21 protein-coding genes and 1 tRNA gene are annotated in these 18768 nt (G+C 43.7%); 5 read left to right on the top strand and 17 right to left on the bottom strand.

Going from position 1 to position 18768, the window contains the following annotated elements; translation table 11 throughout:
• Positions 1–16: 16 nt before the first annotated feature.
• A tRNA-Sec gene (locus tag D1B31_RS24305) sits at positions 17–113 on the bottom strand.
• Between the two features lie 135 nt (positions 114–248).
• On the opposite strand from D1B31_RS24305, the gene D1B31_RS14380 reads away from it, so the two are divergent.
• The gene (locus D1B31_RS14380; RefSeq protein ID WP_118921570.1) at positions 249–674 is read left to right on the top strand and encodes a DUF2621 domain-containing protein; all 426 of its coding nucleotides are present in this window, start codon (positions 249–251) and stop codon (positions 672–674) included.
• 315 nt (positions 675–989) lie between these two features.
• On the opposite strand, the gene D1B31_RS14375 is transcribed toward D1B31_RS14380, so the two are convergent.
• Both D1B31_RS14375 and D1B31_RS14370 read right to left on the bottom strand, forming a co-directional pair.
• Positions 990–1472 (bottom strand): CcdC family protein, encoded by a 483-nt coding sequence (locus D1B31_RS14375; RefSeq protein ID WP_118921568.1) that lies wholly within the window; start codon positions 1470–1472, stop codon positions 990–992.
• A 102-nt stretch (positions 1473–1574) separates the two neighbouring features.
• The gene (locus tag D1B31_RS14370) at positions 1575–2285 is read right to left on the bottom strand and encodes a cytochrome c biogenesis CcdA family protein (protein ID WP_118921566.1); all 711 of its coding nucleotides are present in this window, start codon (positions 2283–2285) and stop codon (positions 1575–1577) included.
• Between the two features lie 260 nt (positions 2286–2545).
• On the opposite strand from D1B31_RS14370, the gene D1B31_RS14365 reads away from it, so the two are divergent.
• Positions 2546–2716: an aspartyl-phosphate phosphatase Spo0E family protein gene (locus tag D1B31_RS14365; RefSeq protein ID WP_118921564.1), complete on the top strand. Its 171-nt coding sequence runs from the start codon at positions 2546–2548 to the stop codon at positions 2714–2716.
• A gap of 59 nt (positions 2717–2775) precedes the next feature.
• Here D1B31_RS14365 and D1B31_RS14360 read toward each other — a convergent pair whose 3' ends face one another.
• The 4 genes from D1B31_RS14360 to sirA all read right to left on the bottom strand — a co-directional run bounded on the left by D1B31_RS14360 (position 2776) and on the right by sirA (position 7270).
• Complete coding sequence (locus D1B31_RS14360) at positions 2776–4572, bottom strand: ABC transporter ATP-binding protein (RefSeq protein ID WP_118921562.1); 1797 nt, start codon at positions 4570–4572, stop codon at positions 2776–2778.
• A complete protein-coding gene (locus D1B31_RS14355) occupies positions 4572–6323 on the bottom strand; it encodes an ABC transporter transmembrane domain-containing protein (RefSeq protein WP_118921560.1) in 1752 nt (583 codons plus the stop codon). Before D1B31_RS14355 ends, D1B31_RS14360 begins: the two co-directional genes overlap by 1 nt.
• A gap of 211 nt (positions 6324–6534) precedes the next feature.
• Positions 6535–6753 carry a YneF family protein gene (locus D1B31_RS14350; RefSeq protein ID WP_476738901.1) on the bottom strand — a complete coding sequence of 73 codons (219 nt, stop codon included), beginning with the start codon at positions 6751–6753 and terminating at the stop codon, positions 6535–6537.
• A 76-nt stretch (positions 6754–6829) separates the two neighbouring features.
• Positions 6830–7270, bottom strand: coding sequence for a sporulation inhibitor of replication protein SirA (gene sirA, locus D1B31_RS14345; RefSeq protein ID WP_118921556.1), 441 nt, complete (start codon positions 7268–7270; stop codon positions 6830–6832).
• A gap of 304 nt (positions 7271–7574) precedes the next feature.
• Between sirA and D1B31_RS14340 the strand changes: the two genes are divergently transcribed.
• Both D1B31_RS14340 and D1B31_RS14335 read left to right on the top strand, forming a co-directional pair.
• Positions 7575–7871: a hypothetical protein gene (locus D1B31_RS14340; protein WP_118921554.1), complete on the top strand. Its 297-nt coding sequence runs from the start codon at positions 7575–7577 to the stop codon at positions 7869–7871.
• 150 nt (positions 7872–8021) lie between these two features.
• Positions 8022–8414 carry a spore coat protein gene (locus D1B31_RS14335; protein WP_240035288.1) on the top strand — a complete coding sequence of 131 codons (393 nt, stop codon included), beginning with the start codon at positions 8022–8024 and terminating at the stop codon, positions 8412–8414.
• A 50-nt stretch (positions 8415–8464) separates the two neighbouring features.
• Here D1B31_RS14335 and tkt read toward each other — a convergent pair whose 3' ends face one another.
• The 4 genes from tkt to yneA form a co-directional block, all read right to left on the bottom strand.
• The gene (gene tkt, locus D1B31_RS14330) at positions 8465–10471 is read right to left on the bottom strand and encodes a transketolase (protein ID WP_118921552.1); all 2007 of its coding nucleotides are present in this window, start codon (positions 10469–10471) and stop codon (positions 8465–8467) included.
• A gap of 173 nt (positions 10472–10644) precedes the next feature.
• Positions 10645–10875: a DUF896 domain-containing protein gene (locus D1B31_RS14325; protein ID WP_118921550.1), complete on the bottom strand. Its 231-nt coding sequence runs from the start codon at positions 10873–10875 to the stop codon at positions 10645–10647.
• A gap of 70 nt (positions 10876–10945) precedes the next feature.
• Positions 10946–11608 (bottom strand): YneB family resolvase-like protein, encoded by a 663-nt coding sequence (locus tag D1B31_RS14320; protein WP_118921548.1) that lies wholly within the window; start codon positions 11606–11608, stop codon positions 10946–10948.
• 1 nt (position 11609) lies between these two features.
• A complete protein-coding gene (yneA, locus tag D1B31_RS14315; protein WP_118921546.1) occupies positions 11610–11939 on the bottom strand; it encodes a cell division suppressor protein YneA in 330 nt (109 codons plus the stop codon).
• A 156-nt stretch (positions 11940–12095) separates the two neighbouring features.
• On the opposite strand from yneA, the gene lexA reads away from it, so the two are divergent.
• Complete coding sequence (gene lexA / locus D1B31_RS14310; protein WP_118921544.1) at positions 12096–12716, top strand: transcriptional repressor LexA; 621 nt, start codon at positions 12096–12098, stop codon at positions 12714–12716.
• Positions 12717–12775: 59 nt separating this feature from the next.
• Here the strand turns inward: lexA and D1B31_RS14305 are convergent, their stop codons facing one another.
• The 6 genes from D1B31_RS14305 to D1B31_RS14280 form a co-directional block, all read right to left on the bottom strand.
• Positions 12776–12994 carry a hypothetical protein gene (locus tag D1B31_RS14305; RefSeq protein ID WP_240035287.1) on the bottom strand — a complete coding sequence of 73 codons (219 nt, stop codon included), beginning with the start codon at positions 12992–12994 and terminating at the stop codon, positions 12776–12778.
• A 633-nt stretch (positions 12995–13627) separates the two neighbouring features.
• Positions 13628–14962, bottom strand: a complete 1335-nt coding sequence (gene glnA, locus D1B31_RS14300) for a type I glutamate--ammonia ligase (RefSeq protein WP_118921539.1) — start codon at positions 14960–14962, stop codon at positions 13628–13630.
• Between the two features lie 30 nt (positions 14963–14992).
• Positions 14993–15394: a MerR family transcriptional regulator gene (locus D1B31_RS14295; RefSeq protein WP_118921537.1), complete on the bottom strand. Its 402-nt coding sequence runs from the start codon at positions 15392–15394 to the stop codon at positions 14993–14995.
• A 189-nt stretch (positions 15395–15583) separates the two neighbouring features.
• Entirely contained in the window at positions 15584–16849 is a 1266-nt protein-coding gene (locus tag D1B31_RS14290; RefSeq protein ID WP_118921535.1) for a methionine gamma-lyase family protein, read from the bottom strand.
• A gap of 14 nt (positions 16850–16863) precedes the next feature.
• Positions 16864–18123: a GTPase HflX gene (gene hflX / locus D1B31_RS14285; protein WP_118921533.1), complete on the bottom strand. Its 1260-nt coding sequence runs from the start codon at positions 18121–18123 to the stop codon at positions 16864–16866.
• Between the two features lie 141 nt (positions 18124–18264).
• Positions 18265–18498, bottom strand: a complete 234-nt coding sequence (locus D1B31_RS14280) for a glutaredoxin family protein (RefSeq protein WP_118921531.1) — start codon at positions 18496–18498, stop codon at positions 18265–18267.
• Positions 18499–18768: the final 270 nt, after the last annotated feature.

The raw sequence follows: 18768 nt of genomic DNA, 5'->3' as shown, positions 1-18768 counted from the left end.
GTTACCTATGTATATTTGGCGGGACTGTGTGGGAATCGAACCCACCTGACCTGGCACGCAGGTCACAAGCGGTTTTGAAGACCGTGGGGGACACCAGTACCCCATTCAGCCCCGTATCAAAGACAGTTATCATTATATCAATTATTTCATCGAGAAGCCACCACTTTGCCAATAATGTCTTAGTCTTGTCATATTTTGCTGAAACACACTATAATAGAAAGTGAGAATATAAGTTGTAGGTGAACAGTATGCAAAACGTTTGGGCTCAATGGTTCATTTTCTTTTGGGGAATTACATTAATAGGATTGTTTGCAATTGGCGGCTATTTCATGTTCCGGAAATTCCTGAAAAAGCTCCCGAAGGAAGATGGGAAATCGATCATGGACTGGGAAGAGCATTATGTGAATGAATCACGCCACTTATGGCCGGACGACCTGAAAGATTTCCTCGAAGAACTCGTCTCGCCTGTACCAGAGCTCTTCCGTGATGTCGCAAGGCACAAGATTGCCGGCAAAATTGGCGAGCTGGCGCTGAATGAAAAAGTTAAAAAGATTGACCAGGATCTTGTCATTCGCGGTTATATCCTTGCTACCCCAAAACGCGACCATAAGTTTTTGAAGAAGCATTTGAACGAAAAACAAATCGATATAACGCCATTTGATCATTTGTTCTAGCCGCCTATTTAGGCGGTTTTTATTTTTTGCAGAAGAAAGTTTATTAAACTCTTTAACGTGCGGCTGATCTAGAATTACAAACATCTATTCTTTAGGGACAATACGCAGCTCTTTTCCACGCCACCTGTCCCAAGTTCGACCATGTTGGGACACCACACAGCTCTTTTCACCACCAACAGTCACAAGTTCACCCAGCTTGGGACAGTACAAAGCTCTTTCCCACGACAGCTGTCCCAAGTTCAGCCATGTTCGAAGAGAACAGACCCAATTTCCCCACCGACTGTCCCAAACAAAAAAACAGCCGGCGAACTTTTTCTACGCCAGCTGTTCCTTGTTATCCAATTGTTTCTGTAGCTTTTTAAAATCCCTATACATCGCAATCCGCCATGGCACAATCATTGAAAATGCCAACAGGAAGAACATGCCTGATACTTCCCCAAAATCGATTGTTGCGCTTAATATTGTCTTCATGATGATCCGGACAATAAGCAAGCCAATTAAGATGAAGAAAAATGCTTTTGACCGTTTTAAGTAAATTTGGTCACCTTTGATTTCAAAAGCCGACGTCTTAATCAGCAGAATCGAAAACAGCATCCCTACAACAACTGCCTCAACCATTTCCATTGACGTAAGACGGAATTGAGGAACAATATACATAAGCGCCCCGCTGCTCATAAAGACGGGAGGAAGAATAATCTTTTTGATGGAAGCGGGCTTTTTTGCCGCTTTCATCCGGACGAACATCGCCAGTGTTGCCATGCCAACCGCACCGATGGAGGAAGCAATTACTAAATTCATCAGTCTCATCCCAATCTTGATAAGGTTAACATAATAATAATACTATAAACAGCATGAAAAATCACAGTCAAACAATCTAGGAATATTGTTCCATTACAGTAATTAAAACCCTGTAAATCCACCGAATAATGGCATGAGTAAGATAATGATTTTGGTCAGCAAGTCAAAGAATAACATAATCCCCATTACAATCATGACATAGCCGCCAATCTTCATAATTTTTATTGAATTCCTGCGGATCCAGCCCATCCGGCCGATAAAGAAGGATAAAATGAAAAACGGAATTGCAAAACCAAGAACGTACGCAATCATCAATAGCATGCTTGATTCAGGATTTGTTGCGGCCATTGACAATACTGCCCCAAGAATCGGCCCTGTACATGGAGTCCATCCTGCAGCGAATGCCATACCAATCAAGATGCTTCCCGCATACCCTGAAGGCCGGTTCTTAAACTCAAATTTGCGGTCCTTCATTAGAAATTCCGGCTTGAAAACTCCTATGACCATCAACCCAAACAAAATCATGAAAATGGCTCCTATCCTACGGATCATTTCCTGATTTTGAAACAGGAATTGGCCGAGGAATGAGGTCGTAAAGCCAAGCATGATAAAGATCGATGAGAAACCGATCAGGAAAAAGATCGTGTGAATGATGCTCCGCCTTTGCATCATGCCATTTTCGCCCTTTAGTTCGCTGACTGACATCCCGGTAATATACGAAAGGAATGCAGGATATAAAGGCAAGCAGCAAGGCGAAATGAAGCTCAAGAATCCCGCGCCTAAAGCGAGAAATAAATTGACATCTGTAGCCATGTAACCCAACTCCCAAACTAGTATGCTTCTTTTATTCTAACAAACTCCCGACAGTAAAGGATACCATTCCGGATGAACGTTTTGTGTCACCTCCGCCAATTTAATAACTTATTAACAATGCCAATATACTGGATATTTATTGACAAATACTCTTTGAATTTATTACCATAATGAGGTATACTTAGTCGAGAATATCAATTGTTAGATTTTGTCTTATTTTACTTACAAAAACGGAGACACTCCAGAAAGGAATTGCAGCCGTGTTGAAACAGGACTTGCTCTCCCTCATAGAAAAAAAGAGAGCGGAATTAATTCAAGTCGCTTCCGATAACGGCTTGAGTTCCTCTATTGCAATTAAATACAGCCAAGAATTGGATCAGTTACTGAACCAATACAACCAGAACTTTGTGCAAAAAGTACATATCCACTAAACATGACAGCCTGGCTGAAAGCAGCCAGGCTGTCACGTTCCATTTTAACATATAATCTTTCACCCGTGGTTAACGGCGTCTTCCATCCTCTCAACCAGCCCATTTTGCAAAAGGTACATCTTATGGTAGAGCCCTCTCAATGACAACAGCTCCTGATGAGTTCCGCGTTCGACGATTTCACCCTGATGCAGAACTAAAATCTGATCCGCATCCTGAATCGTGGACAAGCGGTGCGCAATCGCTATCGTCGTCCTTCCTTTCCTCATCTTTTCAAGCGCGGTCTGAATCGCTTCCTCAGTTTCCGTATCAATATTTGCCGTCGCTTCATCCAGAACGAGAATTTTAGGATCTGTGGCGATCGTCCTTGCAAAAGCAATCAATTGCCGCTGCCCACTCGAGAATGCAGCCCCCCGCTCGACGACTTTATGGTCGTAATGGCCATTAAGCTTTTCAATGAATGTATGCGCCTGAACGAACCTGGCAGCCTCAGCTACCGTTTCATCAGGCATTTCCTTGTCATGAAGCTTGATATTATCTTTCACAGTCCCGTAGAACAGGAATGGATCCTGAAGGACAAGCCCCATTTTTTTGCGAAGTTCTTCTTTCGAATAATCACGGGAAGATACTCCATCAATGAGAATATCCCCGCGGTTGAATTCATAAAACCTCATGAGCAGGTTGATGATTGAACTTTTACCGCTTCCCGTATGCCCTACTAGCGCGACTGTTTCGCCTGGGTTGGCGGTGAAAGAGATATTTTTCAATACATCCTTCTTCCCATCATACGAAAAGCTAAGATCCCGGATTTCAATTTTTCCCGCCCGAATTTCAAGGTCCGTTTCCCTGTTCTGTGCCGGCGCATATTCCTCCTCGTCCAATAACTTGAAGACCCTTGAACCCGCAACAATTGCCTGCTGATATAAAGAAAGCCTCATCATCATCTGGTTCACCGGCTCAAAGAATCGGTCGAGGTAGTTGATGAACGCATACAAAACTCCGATTTCTACAGCGAGCTTCATGGATGTGATGCCGAAATAACTCAACACGAGAATTAGTGCAAAAATGTAAATCATGTCAATCGCTGGCCTGAGCAACAACCCATCCAGCTTAATATTTTTCATTCCCGCCTGATAATGGCGTTCGTTAATATCGGCAAATTCCTGCCTTAGCCTTTTTTCCTGTCTGAAAACCTGGATAATCGGCATCCCCTGAAGCGATTCACTCAGCTTTGCATTCAGTTGGCTAAGCCTTTCGCGCATATCGAGGTAAAAGCGGGAACTGAATTTTCTGTACATCCGGATCACAGCCAAAATAACCGGTACGAGCAATGTACAAAACAAGGCCAGCTTTACATCAAGGAAGAACATCGCGACAAAGATGCCAAACAGGAAAACACCGCTCTGGATAAACGTCGCGAGCACTGTTACAAACATATCCTTAATTGCCTCAGTATCATTTGTTACCCTTGAAACTATGCTTCCGGCAGGGGTTTTATCAAAATACCTCATCCCTAAAGCCTGAACCTTCGAAAAAACATCAATTCTTAATTGCTGGATGATTTTCAGCGCAATTTCTTGGAACTTCACCAGCTGGAAATATAATAAGAAAACTTTCATGACCTGGATGCCCATATAGACGAGCCCAAGTGTCATCAGCGGTTCAAATTCTATTCTCCCAGGTGTCAAATAGTCATCAATGAATATTTTGACAAGATAAGGTCCGGCAATATCCCCGAGTGTTGTCAGGAGGAGAAGTGTAAATGCCACTGTGATTGCCTTTTTATGCGGTTTCGAATAAGTCAGGAGCCGGAACAGAATTTTCCGCTGCTCCTTGTCTGTCAGGTTTGTTTCCACCATTAATGCCCCCCATGCTCAACAAGCTCTTCCAGCTGCTGGCGCAAATACATTTCCCTGTACCAGCCGCCATTGGCCATGAGCTCTTCATGTGAACCCCGTTCCTTGATCATGCCTTCCTCAATGACGAGGATGAGACCAGCATGTTGGATGGCGCTCAGACGGTGCGATGTAATAACTGTTGTTTTCCCTTCCCGTTCCTTTCTGAGTGCAGAAAGGATTGCTTCCTCTGTTTTCGCATCGACAGCTGACAGAGAGTCATCCAGAATCAGGATTTCTGGGTTCAGTAACAGGGCGCGGGCAATGGAAATCCGCTGCTTCTGTCCACCTGAAAGCGAGACGCCCCGTTCGCCGACCACGGTTTCATAGCCATCAGTAAAGCCAAGGATATCGTCATGAATATTGGCCAGCTTTGCGGCTTCCATTATTTCTTTATCTGTTGCGTCTATTTTTGCAAAAGCGATATTTTCCTTTACAGTGGCTGAGAAAAGGAAATGGTCCTGCGGTACGTATCCAATTGCTTCCCTCAGTCTGTCAAGCCGGTACTCCTCAATACTTTTCCCGCCAATCCGGATATCGCCGTTTTTTACGTCATCTTCACGGATTAACAGCTTAAGCAGGGTCGTTTTCCCGGCACCTGTTTTTCCGACTACTCCAAGCGTTTCCCCTTTTCCGACTGAAAAATAGATATCTTTCAAAAGCGGTTCGCTTTCTTCTGAAAAAGCATATTCATCAATGGCATACACGATATTCCCCGCTGGCACGGAATCAATCGCATCCGGCCTGTCCTGGATATCCACTTTTTGCTTCAACAACAAAGAAACACGGTCGTAGGATGCCCGGCCTCGTTCAACAATGTTGAAGAGCCAGCCAAATGCGAGCATCGGCCAAATGAGCAGACCTAAGTAAGTCGTGAAAGAAATTAACTGTCCAATGGTCAGGTCGCCATTTAGGACGTCCCTTGCACCAAAGCCAATCGACAGGAAAAAGGATATTCCTACGATGATGGAAATCGTTGGGTCATATAAGGCATCGATTTTGGCAACAACAAGGTTTTTCTTTACAACATCTTCGGATTGTTTCCGGAAATCCTCGACATCTTCCTGTTCCTGGCCAAATGTTTTAATGACTTTAATGCCTGATATGCTTTCCTGTGTCTTGTCGTTCAAGGATGAAAAAGCCTCTTGTGCCTTGTGGAACGTCCGGTGCAGCATGGTCCCGAACCAGCTTGTCAGCATCGCCATAAAGGGCATCGGGATAAGTGCAATCAGCGTCAGTTTCCAGCTTATCGTAAAGGCCATCGCCAAGATGACGAAGCCGCCGGTTGCCAATGAATCCACAAGTGTCAAAACGCCTGCGCCGGCCGTCTGCTGAATGGCCTGCAGGTCATTTGTCGCATGCGCCATCAAATCCCCGATTCTTCTCCTCTGGTAAAAGGATGGAGACATATTCGTAAAATGGCTGTATAAGTCATTTCTTAAATTTCTCGTCAATTTGACCGCTGAGCCGAAAATCATGATTCTCCAAAAATACCGGAGAACATACATCGCCAGACCGGCCGCAAACAATAAAAGCACCCATTTCAGCATCTCGGAGGATGTAATGGTGCCTTCCTTAATCTGATCTGCCACGAGACCGATTACTTTTGGCGGGATTAGTTGTAGGAATGCAACAAGCAGCAGCATTAGGACTCCGCTTATGTACGCTTTTCTTTCCTGCAAAAAAAACCATTTCAGTTCCGCAAATATTTTCATTTCTGCCCCCATTTCCAGCCGCACTTTTTCTTTAGTTTAAATTCGGTATGCGGTTTTGTTTCTCTTTCACAATCACTAACGAATTATTATTTTAACAAATTTTTAAAAAATAAGGAAGATTTTTAATTATCTTCCATTGTAGTGAAAACGCCCAAAAAAGAAGTTCCTGAATATAGAAAAAAGCACCTACATGCATAGGTGCTTGTCCTTTTTATTTTGTTTGCTTGTTCATTGCAGCCATCATTTGGTTGATTTTCTTCTGGGACGGTTTCATGCCCATTTGCATCATCATGACTTTAAGCATTTGTTCGTTGATTGGCGGATTTTTTTTCAAATAATCCATCATGTACTTGCGCGTTATAAAAAATCCAACTGCTACTCCGATCACAAGAGCCAGAACAGCAATTAGAATTACCCAGCCAGTACTCACCATAGTATTTCCTCCTTCATGTTGTCCTTTTTACAGTGTAAATGACCAATCGTAATTATACAATAGTTCGTGCTGATTAGACAAATTTTCTTTCTTTAATTGGTCTTAACCACCCGACTTTATTATTGTCTAAATCGATCGCCAGGAAATAGGCTTCGGATTTCCTCAACACCTCAAAAAAAGTCGTTTCGGCTTCATAACCGCCCTCTGATTCAATCAATATATATGTTTCCCGTACAGACAGTGAGGCCCGGCTCGTTTTATTGGCGGCTTCAACTACATAACAGCCATTTTTCGCAACAAAACAGCTCGTTTTCTCTAGCTGTTTATGCAAAAGCTGATGGACGCGCAGCACTGGCATGGGCTTCGTAATATAACTGATCTGCAAGTCGGTAATCTTTTTTAGTTCCCCGGCAGCCTTCCTATTCTCTTTAAACAAATGAAAAAATATGCGCTCTCTTCCGAAGTAATGGGATGCAAATTCATCTTCAATTAAATAGAGCTGGTATTTTCTCATTGGACTCTCTCCCTGCCTCTAATTCTGCTCCTTTGGCTGTATAGAAGAATGAATAACGTTAGGCAAAAGGAACGACGTTCATTTTGCCTGAAATCATATATGTATTAGCAATATGTAATGTCAAGTAATTAATTCTAACTATTCGAAAATTTTCTCTTGACTTGATTATACTATTCCAGCCTTTTCCTGTCACGGGTTAATAGGGTCGAAGGCGGATTTTTTAATAAATCCACCCTTTGCTCAGGGCACGTACACTCCTTTACCCATAAGATGTATTATTCTTTGACGATTAGGAGGGATAAGATTGGAATTCGAGAAATTTGAAAGCAGCAATGTACAATCAGACCTAATTAGGCTGCTAGTCTCAAAAACACTCCAAAAATATGGCGTGAAAAAAAAATCGGTATCAGCCAACGAGAAACAAAGGTTGCGCCAATTGGTTTCCAAGCTGCAGGAAGATACCGAGAGTTTCCTTGAAAATACCTCTAAAGCACATACGGAAAGCGATTTCGTTTCCGGAGACGAGGAAGGAATTGAGAAGCCGATTAAAAAGAATAGCAGTTCACCAATTCAATTCAGGCGCAGATATCACAATAAATAGTCTTTTACCCTCGATAATTTGTCCATTTCGCGATCATCCATTAATGAATAATTTAATAGGGAATAATGAAAGATAGGAGGAATTACGTTGAGTAGAAGAATATATGATAGAAGCACGACATGGTCAGCGCTAAGCGATGAGGACCATCCCCTGGCTCTTGGAACCGGCAAAGGCAAACAGGACCAGGAGGCCCGCCAGCGCAGTGAGACTTCCCAGGTTTCCGATGAAATCATCGTCATCCGCAACTCGGCCGACGTAACTGTACATTCAACTGATACGAAAGCAGCACTTTCTTTGCAGGCAGCCCTCCAGGCCGCTATTCAGGTTGTCATCCGACTTTCCATTGCCGATAGCGATAAAGCCGAAAAAATCACTCAGGAATTGCTGAACTCAGCGCGCATTAATCAAATCACGAGACAACGCACGATTGTCGAAAACTCCCGAGGCGTTAAAGTTACCACAACGGATACACAAATTGCAGTCAATATTCAAGTATTGATTCAGTTGCTTCTAGCGTTGATTGTTGAACTGGATATTTTTTAACCAAAACAATGAGAGGCTGGGCCATGAACGGCCCAGCCTCTCTTATTTGTTTAACTGTTAAGAAGGTTTTTCACCTTGGCTACTACATTACTGACAGTAAAGCCGTATTCTTCGATAACCTTTTCTCCAGGTGCTGACGCGCCGAACGTATCAATCGCAAGGACTTCACCCTCGTCTCCGACATAGCGGTGCCAGCCAAGAGAAGTAGCCATTTCAATTCCAAGCCTCTTTTTAATTGACTTTGGAAGGACAGTCTCTTTGTATTCTTTGGATTGCTGCTCGAAACGATCCCATGAAGGCATGCTCACAACGGATACTTCAATGCCTTCTTTCGCAAGTTCTGCCTGCGCCTGTACGGCCAGACCAACTTCTGATCCAGTCGCCAGCAGCAATGCATCTGGAGTCTCTTTGGCGGAAGCTGAAATGACATACGCTCCCTTTGAAACTCCTTCATAAGCATTTTTGTCTGTTTCTTTAATTGTCGGCAGGTTTTGCCTTGTAAGAACAAGTGCGGTTGGCTTGTCCTTTGATTCAATAGCCAATTTCCACGCCGCTGCTGTTTCGTTGCCATCAGCAGGACGGATGATGGAAAGGTTAGGCATTGCTCTAAGAGCTGCCAACTGCTCAACCGGCTCATGAGTCGGGCCATCTTCACCAACCGCAATGCTGTCGTGTGTGAAGACGTAAGTAACTGGAAGGCCCATCAATGCGGCAAGCCTGATTGCCGGACGGAGGTAATCAGAGAAGACAAAGAATGTTCCTCCATAAACCTTTAATCCGCCATGAAGCGCCATTCCATTCAACGCTGCACCCATCGCAAATTCCCTGACTCCAAACCAAATGTTGCGTCCTGCGTAGGAATTTGGAAGGAAATCTTCTGAATTATTTATCATCGTTTTATTGGAACCCGCCAGGTCAGCAGAACCGCCAATAAATGTTGGCATGTTTTTTGCAATAGCATTCAATGCTTCACCTGATGAAGCACGGCTTGCCAGGCTCTTGCCTTCGCTATAAACAGGAAGATCCTTGTCCCAGCCTTCTGGAAGCTCGCCATTTAGTGCCTGCTCAAGCTGCGCGCCTAGTTCCGGATATTCCTTTTTATATTGGTCGAACAAGTCGTTCCATTCTTTTTCTTTTTTCTCGCCATTTTCTTCAACTGTTTTTCGGAAATGGCCATACACTTCTTCCGGTACATGGAAGTCTGACTCAAATGTCCATTTATAGTATTCTTTTGTGAGTTTCATCTCTTCCTCACCCAGAGGAGCACCATGGACGTCGGATTTTCCTGACAGGTTTGGCGAGCCGTATCCGATAACTGTTTTAACTTCAATCATCGTTGGGCGGTCAAGATCACTTTGTGCTTCTTCTAAGGCACGTGCGATTTCCTGCAGATCGTTGCCGTCTTCGACACGGATATATTGCCACCCGTATGAAAGGAAACGGTCTTTCACACTTTCAGAAAACGATTGGTCCAAATCTCCGTCAAGAGAAATATCGTTTGAATCATAAAGAACAATCAGACGGCCAAGCTTAAGATGCCCCGCAAGTGAAGCAGCCTCAGCTGAAACGCCTTCCATTAAATCGCCGTCACCACAAATACTATATGTAAAATGATTGATCAGCTCAAAATTGTCCTTGTTGTAAACTGCCGCAACATGGCGCTCTGCCATTGCCATCCCAACCGCCATGGCAATTCCCTGGCCAAGTGGACCTGTTGTTGCTTCCACGCCTTCGGTATATCCGTATTCAGGATGGCCCGGGGTATTTGATCCCCACTGACGGAACTGTTTAATGTCATCCATTGTAACATTATAGCCTGATAGGTGAAGAAGGCTATATAAAAGCATCGAACCATGTCCTGCGGATAGGACAAACCTGTCACGGTTGTACCAGTTCGGATTTTTGGGGTTATGGTTCATAAACCGGGTCCAAAGAGTATATGCCATTGGAGCAGCCCCCATTGGCATTCCTGGATGGCCGGAGTTCGCCTTTTGGATTGCATCAATTGATAATGTCCTGATTGATGTTACGGATAGAGCATCAATTTTTTCAAACATATATTACATCCTTTCGTTAATCAGTTTACTACATCCTATATATTATATCTCAAAAATCTTTAATTCAACAAATCCCCACTCAAATGTGGCCTTATCTTTCTTAAAATCCCCAAAAAAGTCATAAAAAAACCTGATTCCCCAAAGAGGAAAACAGGTTTTTTGCTAAATCCTATTTAATGAAGCCTTTTTTTCTTCCTGGCCTTAATTTTTTCAGGTGTGACATCATTGCCTTCAGGATCGATAATGGTTGTATTCGTTAATGTATCGAGCATGGAGGAACGAAAAGCCTTCAAATATTCTTGTCTTAATGAAGATTGTTCCTTTGCCTCGTCTACGGTTAACCCTCCTGATTTCGCCTTACGGGCCAGTTGGTTTATGCGATCAATTTTTTCTTTTGGAAGCATGGCAATCCCTCTCTTGACTAAACTATCATGCATCATACTAAAAAACAGGCTGTTTTACAAGGATACTGGCTTATTCCGCTTCCTCTGCCATTGCCTCTCTGTATCTCCGATGGACCGTCGCCTTCGAAACCTCATACCCAAAACCTCTTAATGTCGCTGCAATTTCAGCGAAGGTAAGCCCGTTGTTTTTGAGCCTGATTATTTCTTTTATCGGAATGTCTATCTTTTCCCTGCCCGGTGCGGATTGGATGTTTTTCAGATTTTGCTGCGGTTTATATCCGTTCTCCACAGCCCGTCTCATTCCTCTTTTAATCTTTATGTTGTGCAGTTTACGCTGATACTCCTCCACCATCCCGACAATTGTTAAAATCATCGAGTCTGATTCAGACAGTTGGAGCTCTCCGTCATGGGCCACACTAAACAGCTTGATCCCATTTTTATGCAAAAGGTGGAGCACGGCAATCTTCGCATTTCCCCTGCCCAACCTAGTTTCATCCTGTATTAACAAGGTGTTTATTTCACCTTCTTTAATAAGTGTGAGGACCTCCAAAAGTCCATCCCGTTCAAGTTCATATCCGCTTGCCTGTTCACGGATAATGGCGGCAGTTTCAATTCCGTGCCTACTTGCCAAGGCAGTCAATTCTTCCTCCTGTCTGGCAAGAGATGTTTCTTGGGCTTCTTTGTCTGTACTCACTCTACAATAAACAGCTGCCCTTAGACGGCCGAAATCCACCTTACTCGCCCCTTTCAACACCGGCGAGCTGTTGCTCACTTCCGTATCCGAATTTTTTAACAGGAACGACCAGTTCGTCACCAGGATAAACGGTATCACCCTTCAGGCTATTTTTTTTTCTCACCCAATAAATAATTTCAGACCTGTCCATGTCGTGGCCATCAGCAAGTTCCCCAGCCACCTTCCAAAGGCTGTCTCCCTCTTTAATTTTTACAGTCATATATGTATCGGAATCGACCGGCTGATCGAAAAAATGAACAGCGCCGGCAGTAAGACAACTTACCAACAATAGAATAATGGCATATGAATGATTTTTCCACAGTATTTTCATGAAAAAAGCCCCCTCGAGAATGTATGTTCGGTTAATTGAGTTTATTATAACCAGAACAAACGTTTGTTGTCAACCAAGAAACTCGAACTTATGTTTGTATAAAAGGTCAGGTTATGCTATAATAAGGCAACATTACCAGAAGAGGTGTATCCATTTATGGCTAAAATATCAAAACGGCAGCAGGAGATTCTGGAATTTATCAAAGATGAGGTCAAGAGGAAGGGATATCCCCCATCCGTTAGAGAAATTGGGGAAGCGGTAGGGCTTGCATCGAGTTCCACTGTACATGGTCATTTGGAGCGCCTCGAATCAAAAGGCATGATCAGGCGTGACCCTACAAAGCCGCGGGCAATTGAAATTTTGGAAATGGAGGAAACATACACTCCGAGAGTAAAGGTCGTCAATGTTCCCATCGTAGGGCGTGTTACTGCCGGACAGCCTATTACGGCCGTGGAAAATGTTGAGGAGTATTTCCCGCTTCCAGAAACAATGGTTCCTTCCGATGAGCAGGTTTTCATGCTAGAAATCATGGGTGAGAGTATGATTGAGGCCGGTATCCTTGACGGAGATTACGTCATTGTCAAACAGCAAAAGACGGCCAATAACGGGGACATTGTTGTCGCCATGACGGAAGAAGACGAAGCAACTTGTAAAAGGTTCTATAAAGAAAAGGACTATTTCAGGCTGCAGCCAGAAAACCCCACTATGCAGCCGATTATTTTAAGGGAAGTTTCCATTCTTGGAAAAGTTATTGGTGTATATAGAAGCATCCATTAAAAAACAGGCTGTCGCTGACAGCCTGTTTTTCTTCTACAACTATCTAGCGGTCTACATCCTTAAGGCTCTGCAGGTGCGTCCTCCCTGGCTTGAGCCCTTTCGTCAAACCATAATTTCATGTGGGTTAATATCGCAAAGGCAAGGAAAAAGTTCATTGCCCAAACCCCCACAAACGGGCTGATTCCGCCAAACTCTATTGTTTTATAACCCTTGAGGATCATTACGAGATAAGATTCAAGGAAAACCAGGACAAAACCCACTGCGCCTGCTACCGCCATTCTAATCAATCCAAATTCCCCCTCTGTTCGTCAAAAGTTTGTCAATATGTTATTACAGTATTGTGAACATAAACAACATAGCAACATTTTTAATATGCAATCTGTTATTTTAGAAGTACAGAAAGACATCACTAGCAATTACACAAAACTACACATCATGAGAATTGCTGAGATTGACACCTTTATCCATCCTTTGCAACCTGGATGGATGACAGCATGACTGAAATAATGCAGCGAGAAACATCATGACGCATTCAACCAGAAACTAAATATTTCGTACAGCAAGAATACTCATTAACTTCACTGCACCAAGGCACAGCTAGATCAGTCAACTAAGTGACAGAACAGCAATGAATTGCACCATCCTCAGCTGGCAGCTAAAGCAATCCACGCCAGCTGAACCCGCAAACCTGCATTGAAAAATGCTGGATATAGATGAACACGGCCGCCTCCCCCCCTTGGCGGCTGTGTGTTTGTGTTTGCGCTTCCATTTATTATATACCATTCTGCCCCATAAAGTTATAACTAAGACTTACTATTTTACCTAGTCATTACATACTATTTTCATCGTAAAAATCACTTTAAAAAAAGAAACCTCCAATAAATTTGTTTTTGGAAGTTTCTTTTTATAGCTTAATACATGCTCATATACTGCTCCCGCTCCCATGGGTGAACCTGGGTGCGGAACATATCCCACTCAATTTCTTTCGCTTCAACGAAGTGTTCAATAATGTGTTCCCCAAGCGCTGAAACAATGACCTCATCAGATTGTAATAACTCAAGAGCTTGTGCAAGAGTTGACGGCAAATCGACAATTCCTTCCTCAAGTCTTTCTTCCTTGCTCATCACATAGATGTTACGATCTATCGCATGCGGTGGAGTCATCTTGTTTTTTATGCCCTCCAGGCCCGCTTTCAGCAAAACAGCCATTGCGAGATAAGGATTTGCCGAAGGGTCTACACTGCGTACCTCAATCCTTGTGCTAAGCCCTCTGGAAGCCGGAATCCGGACGAGTGGCGACCTGTTCTGGGCTGACCAGGCAACATAACAAGGAGCTTCGTATCCAGGAACGAGCCGCTTATAGGAATTGACTGTTGGGTTTGTGACAGCAGTAAAGCTCGTCGCATGCTTTAAAACTCCTGCAATGAAATGGTACGCATTTTCGCTGAGCTGAAGTTCCCCGTTCTTATCATAAAATGCGTTCTCGCTTCCCTTAAATAGCGAAAGGTTGCAGTGCATCCCAGAGCCGCTAACGCCAAACAGCGGCTTTGGCATAAACGTTGCATGAAGACCGTGCTTCCTTGCAATTGTTTTGACAACAAGCTTGAACGTTTGAATGTAGTCGCAGGCTCTGATTGCATCTGCGTATTTGAAATCAATTTCGTGCTGGCCTGGTGCCACTTCATGGTGAGAGGCTTCAATCTCAAAACCCATTTCCTCCAATTCCAGTACGATATCTCTGCGGCAGTTTTCCCCAAGGTCAGTTGGTGCCAAGTCAAAATAGCCGCCTTTGTCATTAAGCTCTAATGTTGGTTCACCGTTCTGGTCCAGTTTGAACAGAAAAAATTCTGGTTCTGGTCCAATGTTGAATGTAGTAAAGCCCATCTCTTCCATTTCTTTCAAAATCCGCTTTAAGTTATTTCGCGGATCTCCGCCAAATGGAGTCCCATCAGCATTATAAATATCACAAATCAGGCGGGCAACTTTCCCTTTTTCCGATGTCCAAGGAAAAACGACCCAAGTATCATAGTCAGGATAAAGGTACATGTCCGACTCTTCTATACGTACAAATCCTTGAATGGAGGAACCGTCAAACATCATCTTATTGTCAAGTGCCTTCTCAAGCTGCGAAATTGGAATTTCAACATTCTTAATCGTTCCAAGAATGTCTGTAAATTGTAAACGAATGAATTTTACATTTTCCTGTTTTGCCATTTTCATGATGTCATCTCTTGTAAACCTTGCCAAGTTGTTTCCTCCTTTTAATTAAAACACGGATTAATTGAAAAAGCGGGACATGTCGCCATGCCTGAACGTCGATTGTTTTAACCGGCCGGCGTGCAGCAATTCACTGCGCAGCAAATTCCGCAATTCACTATCCGTTAAATCCTTTCTAGGCATCCTGGCCTTTTCATTTTCAGGCTGTTCATCTTGCTGCGTAACAAGAAACAGCTGTTTAATGCCAGCCATATTGACACCCTTATCCAATAATTCCTTGATCTCAAGAAGCCTATCGATGTCATTCAAACTAAACATCCGCCTGTTTCCTTCAGATCGTGCTGGGGAAATCAATTGATGCTCTTCATAATATCGAATTTGCCTTGCAGTGAGATCTGTTAGCTGCATGACAATCCCAATTGGAAACAAAGGCATGGAGCGGCGGATTTTACTTCCCTCCATGATTCCTCCCCCTTTTTCGAACTAACATACTGAATTATATTTCAATGTTAGTTAACCTGTCAACACGATGTGAGGTTTTCTTACATCATTCTTCTTTCCCTCTTAATATGCTTCCAAACTCCTTTTACCCATTTTTCATGCTGTGAATCATCTCATAACAAAAAGCAGCGGATGCCCGCTGCTTTCGTTCTAATCCATAAGCTTATTTTCTATCAGTCGATCCAACGCCAGGCAGATGGCGATTTTGACATGAGAATAGGTGAGTCCACCCTGAACATAGGCAACATACGGATCCCTTAATGGGCCGTCCGCCGTCAGCTCAATACTTGCCCCCTGAATAAATGTACCAGCGGCCATGATGACATCATCTTCATACCCCGGCATGTAGGCTGGAGTTGGAGTAACATACGAATCCACGGGGGATGCATACTGGATTGCCTGGCAAAATGAAACCATTTTATCCTTGTCATTAAATTCAACCGATTGAATTAAGTCGGTTCTTTCATCATCCCATTTTGGGGATGGCTTCATTCCGAATCTTTCCAGCATCGCTGAAGTATAGACCGCACCCTTTAAAGCCTGGCCGACAACATGCGGGGCCAAGAAAAACCCCTGATACATTTCAAGAAGACTGTAAAGGGATGATCCCGCTTCCGCCCCAATCCCGGGTGAGGTCATCCTGTACGAGCAGGCATCCACATATTCCTGTTTTCCAACAATATAGCCACCGGTTTTTACAATCCCACCGCCCGGATTCTTTATTAAAGAACCAGCCATCAAATCAACGCCTACATGGCATGGCTCCAGCTCTTCTACAAATTCACCATAGCAATTATCAGTAAAGACAACAGCATCCGGCTTGATTTCCTTTACAAACTTGACCATTTCCCCAATTTCGGCAACAGTAAAAGAAGGCCGGGTCGCATATCCTTTCGAACGCTGAATACCAATCATTTTTGTATTCGGCTTTATCGCTTTCCTGACGCTCTCCCAATCGATTCCGCCGTCATCCCTTAATTCGACAGTGTTGTAGGAAATGCCGAATTCTTTAAGAGAACCGTTTCCCGAACCCCGGATCCCTACGATTTCCTCGAGGGTATCATACGGTTTTCCGGTAATGTACAGTAATTCGTCCCCCGGCCTCAATATCCCGAAAAGTGCGATTGATATCGCATGTGTGCCTGAGATGATTTGCGGTCGCACCAACCCTGCTTCAGCTCCAAATACCTCTGCATAAATGCTGGCAAGGACATCCCTTCCAACATCATCATAGCCATATCCCGTAGAAGGATGAAAGTGTGAATCACTGACTCTGTGCTTCTGAAAGCTCTGCAGCACCCTGAATTGATTGGATTCAACCGTCTGATCAATCGCCCTGTGTATTTTGGCGACTTGTTCTTCCACCTCCATCGATACTTCTTTAATCTTTGTTCCATACTTTAAGTGCTCAAACATCTTGCTGCTCCAATCTATACTGTGAATTTTTGCAATTGCCCCGCCACTTGATGGTCTTTTAAGGCATACCCTTTACAGCCGTAAACTTGATCCTGTTCCTTGAAGGATAGTTCTCTTAGAATCGTTTCATTTTTCAACTGCGACAGCAGCTTTCCTTCAGTTGCCGGGATTAGGACCTTGTAAGGCTCCATCATTCCAATCGCGAGTTCTTCAATTTTTTTCTTTAGTGCATCCCTATCGTCCTTGTCAAAAGCCGAAATGAATACAGTTGGGGTATCCGCTGTCGGCACGAAATCTGGATGCTTAATGTCCCTTTTGTTATAAACAGTGAGCTGCGGAATATTCTTTACATCCAATTCCTCTAGAAGGCGCTGGACCGTTTTTTCATGGTGGAAATAATCCGGATTGGCCATATCGACAACATGCATAATTAAATCCGCTTCTCTTACTTCTTCAAGCGTTGATCGAAATGCTGCGATTAGCGAGGTTGGCAAATCCTGGATGAAGCCGACAGTATCCGTAATCAACGCGACAAACCCGCTTGGCAAAATAACCTTTCTCGTCATCGGGTCAAGGGTCGCAAACAGCTGATCCTCTTCATAGGAATCTGCTTCGGAAAGCCTGTTAAACAACGTTGACTTTCCCGCGTTCGTGTAGCCTGCAATCGCAATTTGGAACGTTTTGTTTCTTTTGCGGCGTTCCCTGTAACGGTCCCTGTGCTGGACAATGACTGCGAGTTGCTGCTTAATTTCATCAATTCTTCTTCTAATATGCCGACGGTCCGACTCCAGTTTCGTTTCTCCTGGCCCTCTCGTCCCGATTCCGCCTCCAAGCCTTGATAACTCTACGCCTTGGCCGGCAAGCCGTGGAAGGATATATTGCAGCTGAGCAAGTTCAACCTGCAGCTTCCCTTCCCTTGACCGGGCCCTTTGCGCAAAAATATCGAGAATCAATTGGGTTCTGTCAATTATCCGCGCGTCAAATTCTGAAGCAAGATTCCTTTTCTGGCTTGGGGTTAATTCGTCATTAAAAATCACTATATCTGCTTCTAGTTCGTCAACTAGCGCTTTAAGCTCTTCCACTTTTCCTTTTCCTATGTATGTTGCCGGGTGAATTTTCTCCCGCTTCTGAACAGCGGAAATTAGTACTTCTCCCTGAGCCGTTTCAGTTAACGAAACAAGCTCCTCCATGGAATATTGAAAGCGAAGGTCATCGTGTTCAGTTGTCTGGCAACCGACTAGGATCGCTTTTTCTTTCAAAGTCTTTGCTTCCATGAGAAACACTTCCTTCAAATCATCTTTTACCAATCATATCAAAACTCGGGCCAATTCTCTAACAACACCGGTGCTTTGTATTTCGAAGCAGTACAAAAAAATATAAAAAAGAGGCCAAAGCCTCTTTTTTAAAAAGTATCATTATTGTTTTACATACTGCATAAGCGTTTCTGGATCAAATCCGAGCACCCAATGTCCATTGACTTTTGTTTGTGGAACGCCCATCTGGCCTGTTTCTTCAACGAGCTGTCGGGCCGCCTCCGGATCATTTTGCACGTTTACTGTCTTATAGTTTAATCCTTGAGCCTCAAGGAAGTTTGTCATCATTGTGCAATATGGTCAGGTGTTTGTCGTAAATACGGTAATGTCATTCATTTGAAATGCCTCCTTAAAGATTTCCTACCTCTGTTATACCCCATTCTTTATCACTTTTCCAAAGAACTGTCTTGAAAAATGGGTCTACTCTTGTCTTTCCCTTTTTGAAAAGATTTAATCAATGGCCTTAGAGACAGATTCCTGTAGAGTAGAAAACAGGAATTAGACTTTGCCCTTCTTGTCCTCGGGTTTCAGGGTGTTCCACCTTACTAAGCCAGACAAGTGGGCAAGTCCTTTTCCTGTTCCCCCTCATCAAACCGTACGTGAGGT

Source organism: Neobacillus notoginsengisoli (assembly GCF_003515685.1).
Lineage (GTDB): Bacteria > Bacillota > Bacilli > Bacillales > Cytobacillaceae > Bacillus_D > Bacillus_D notoginsengisoli.
Note: the sequence above shows the minus strand (reverse complement) of the source record. Positions and strands in the feature narration are given on the sequence as shown.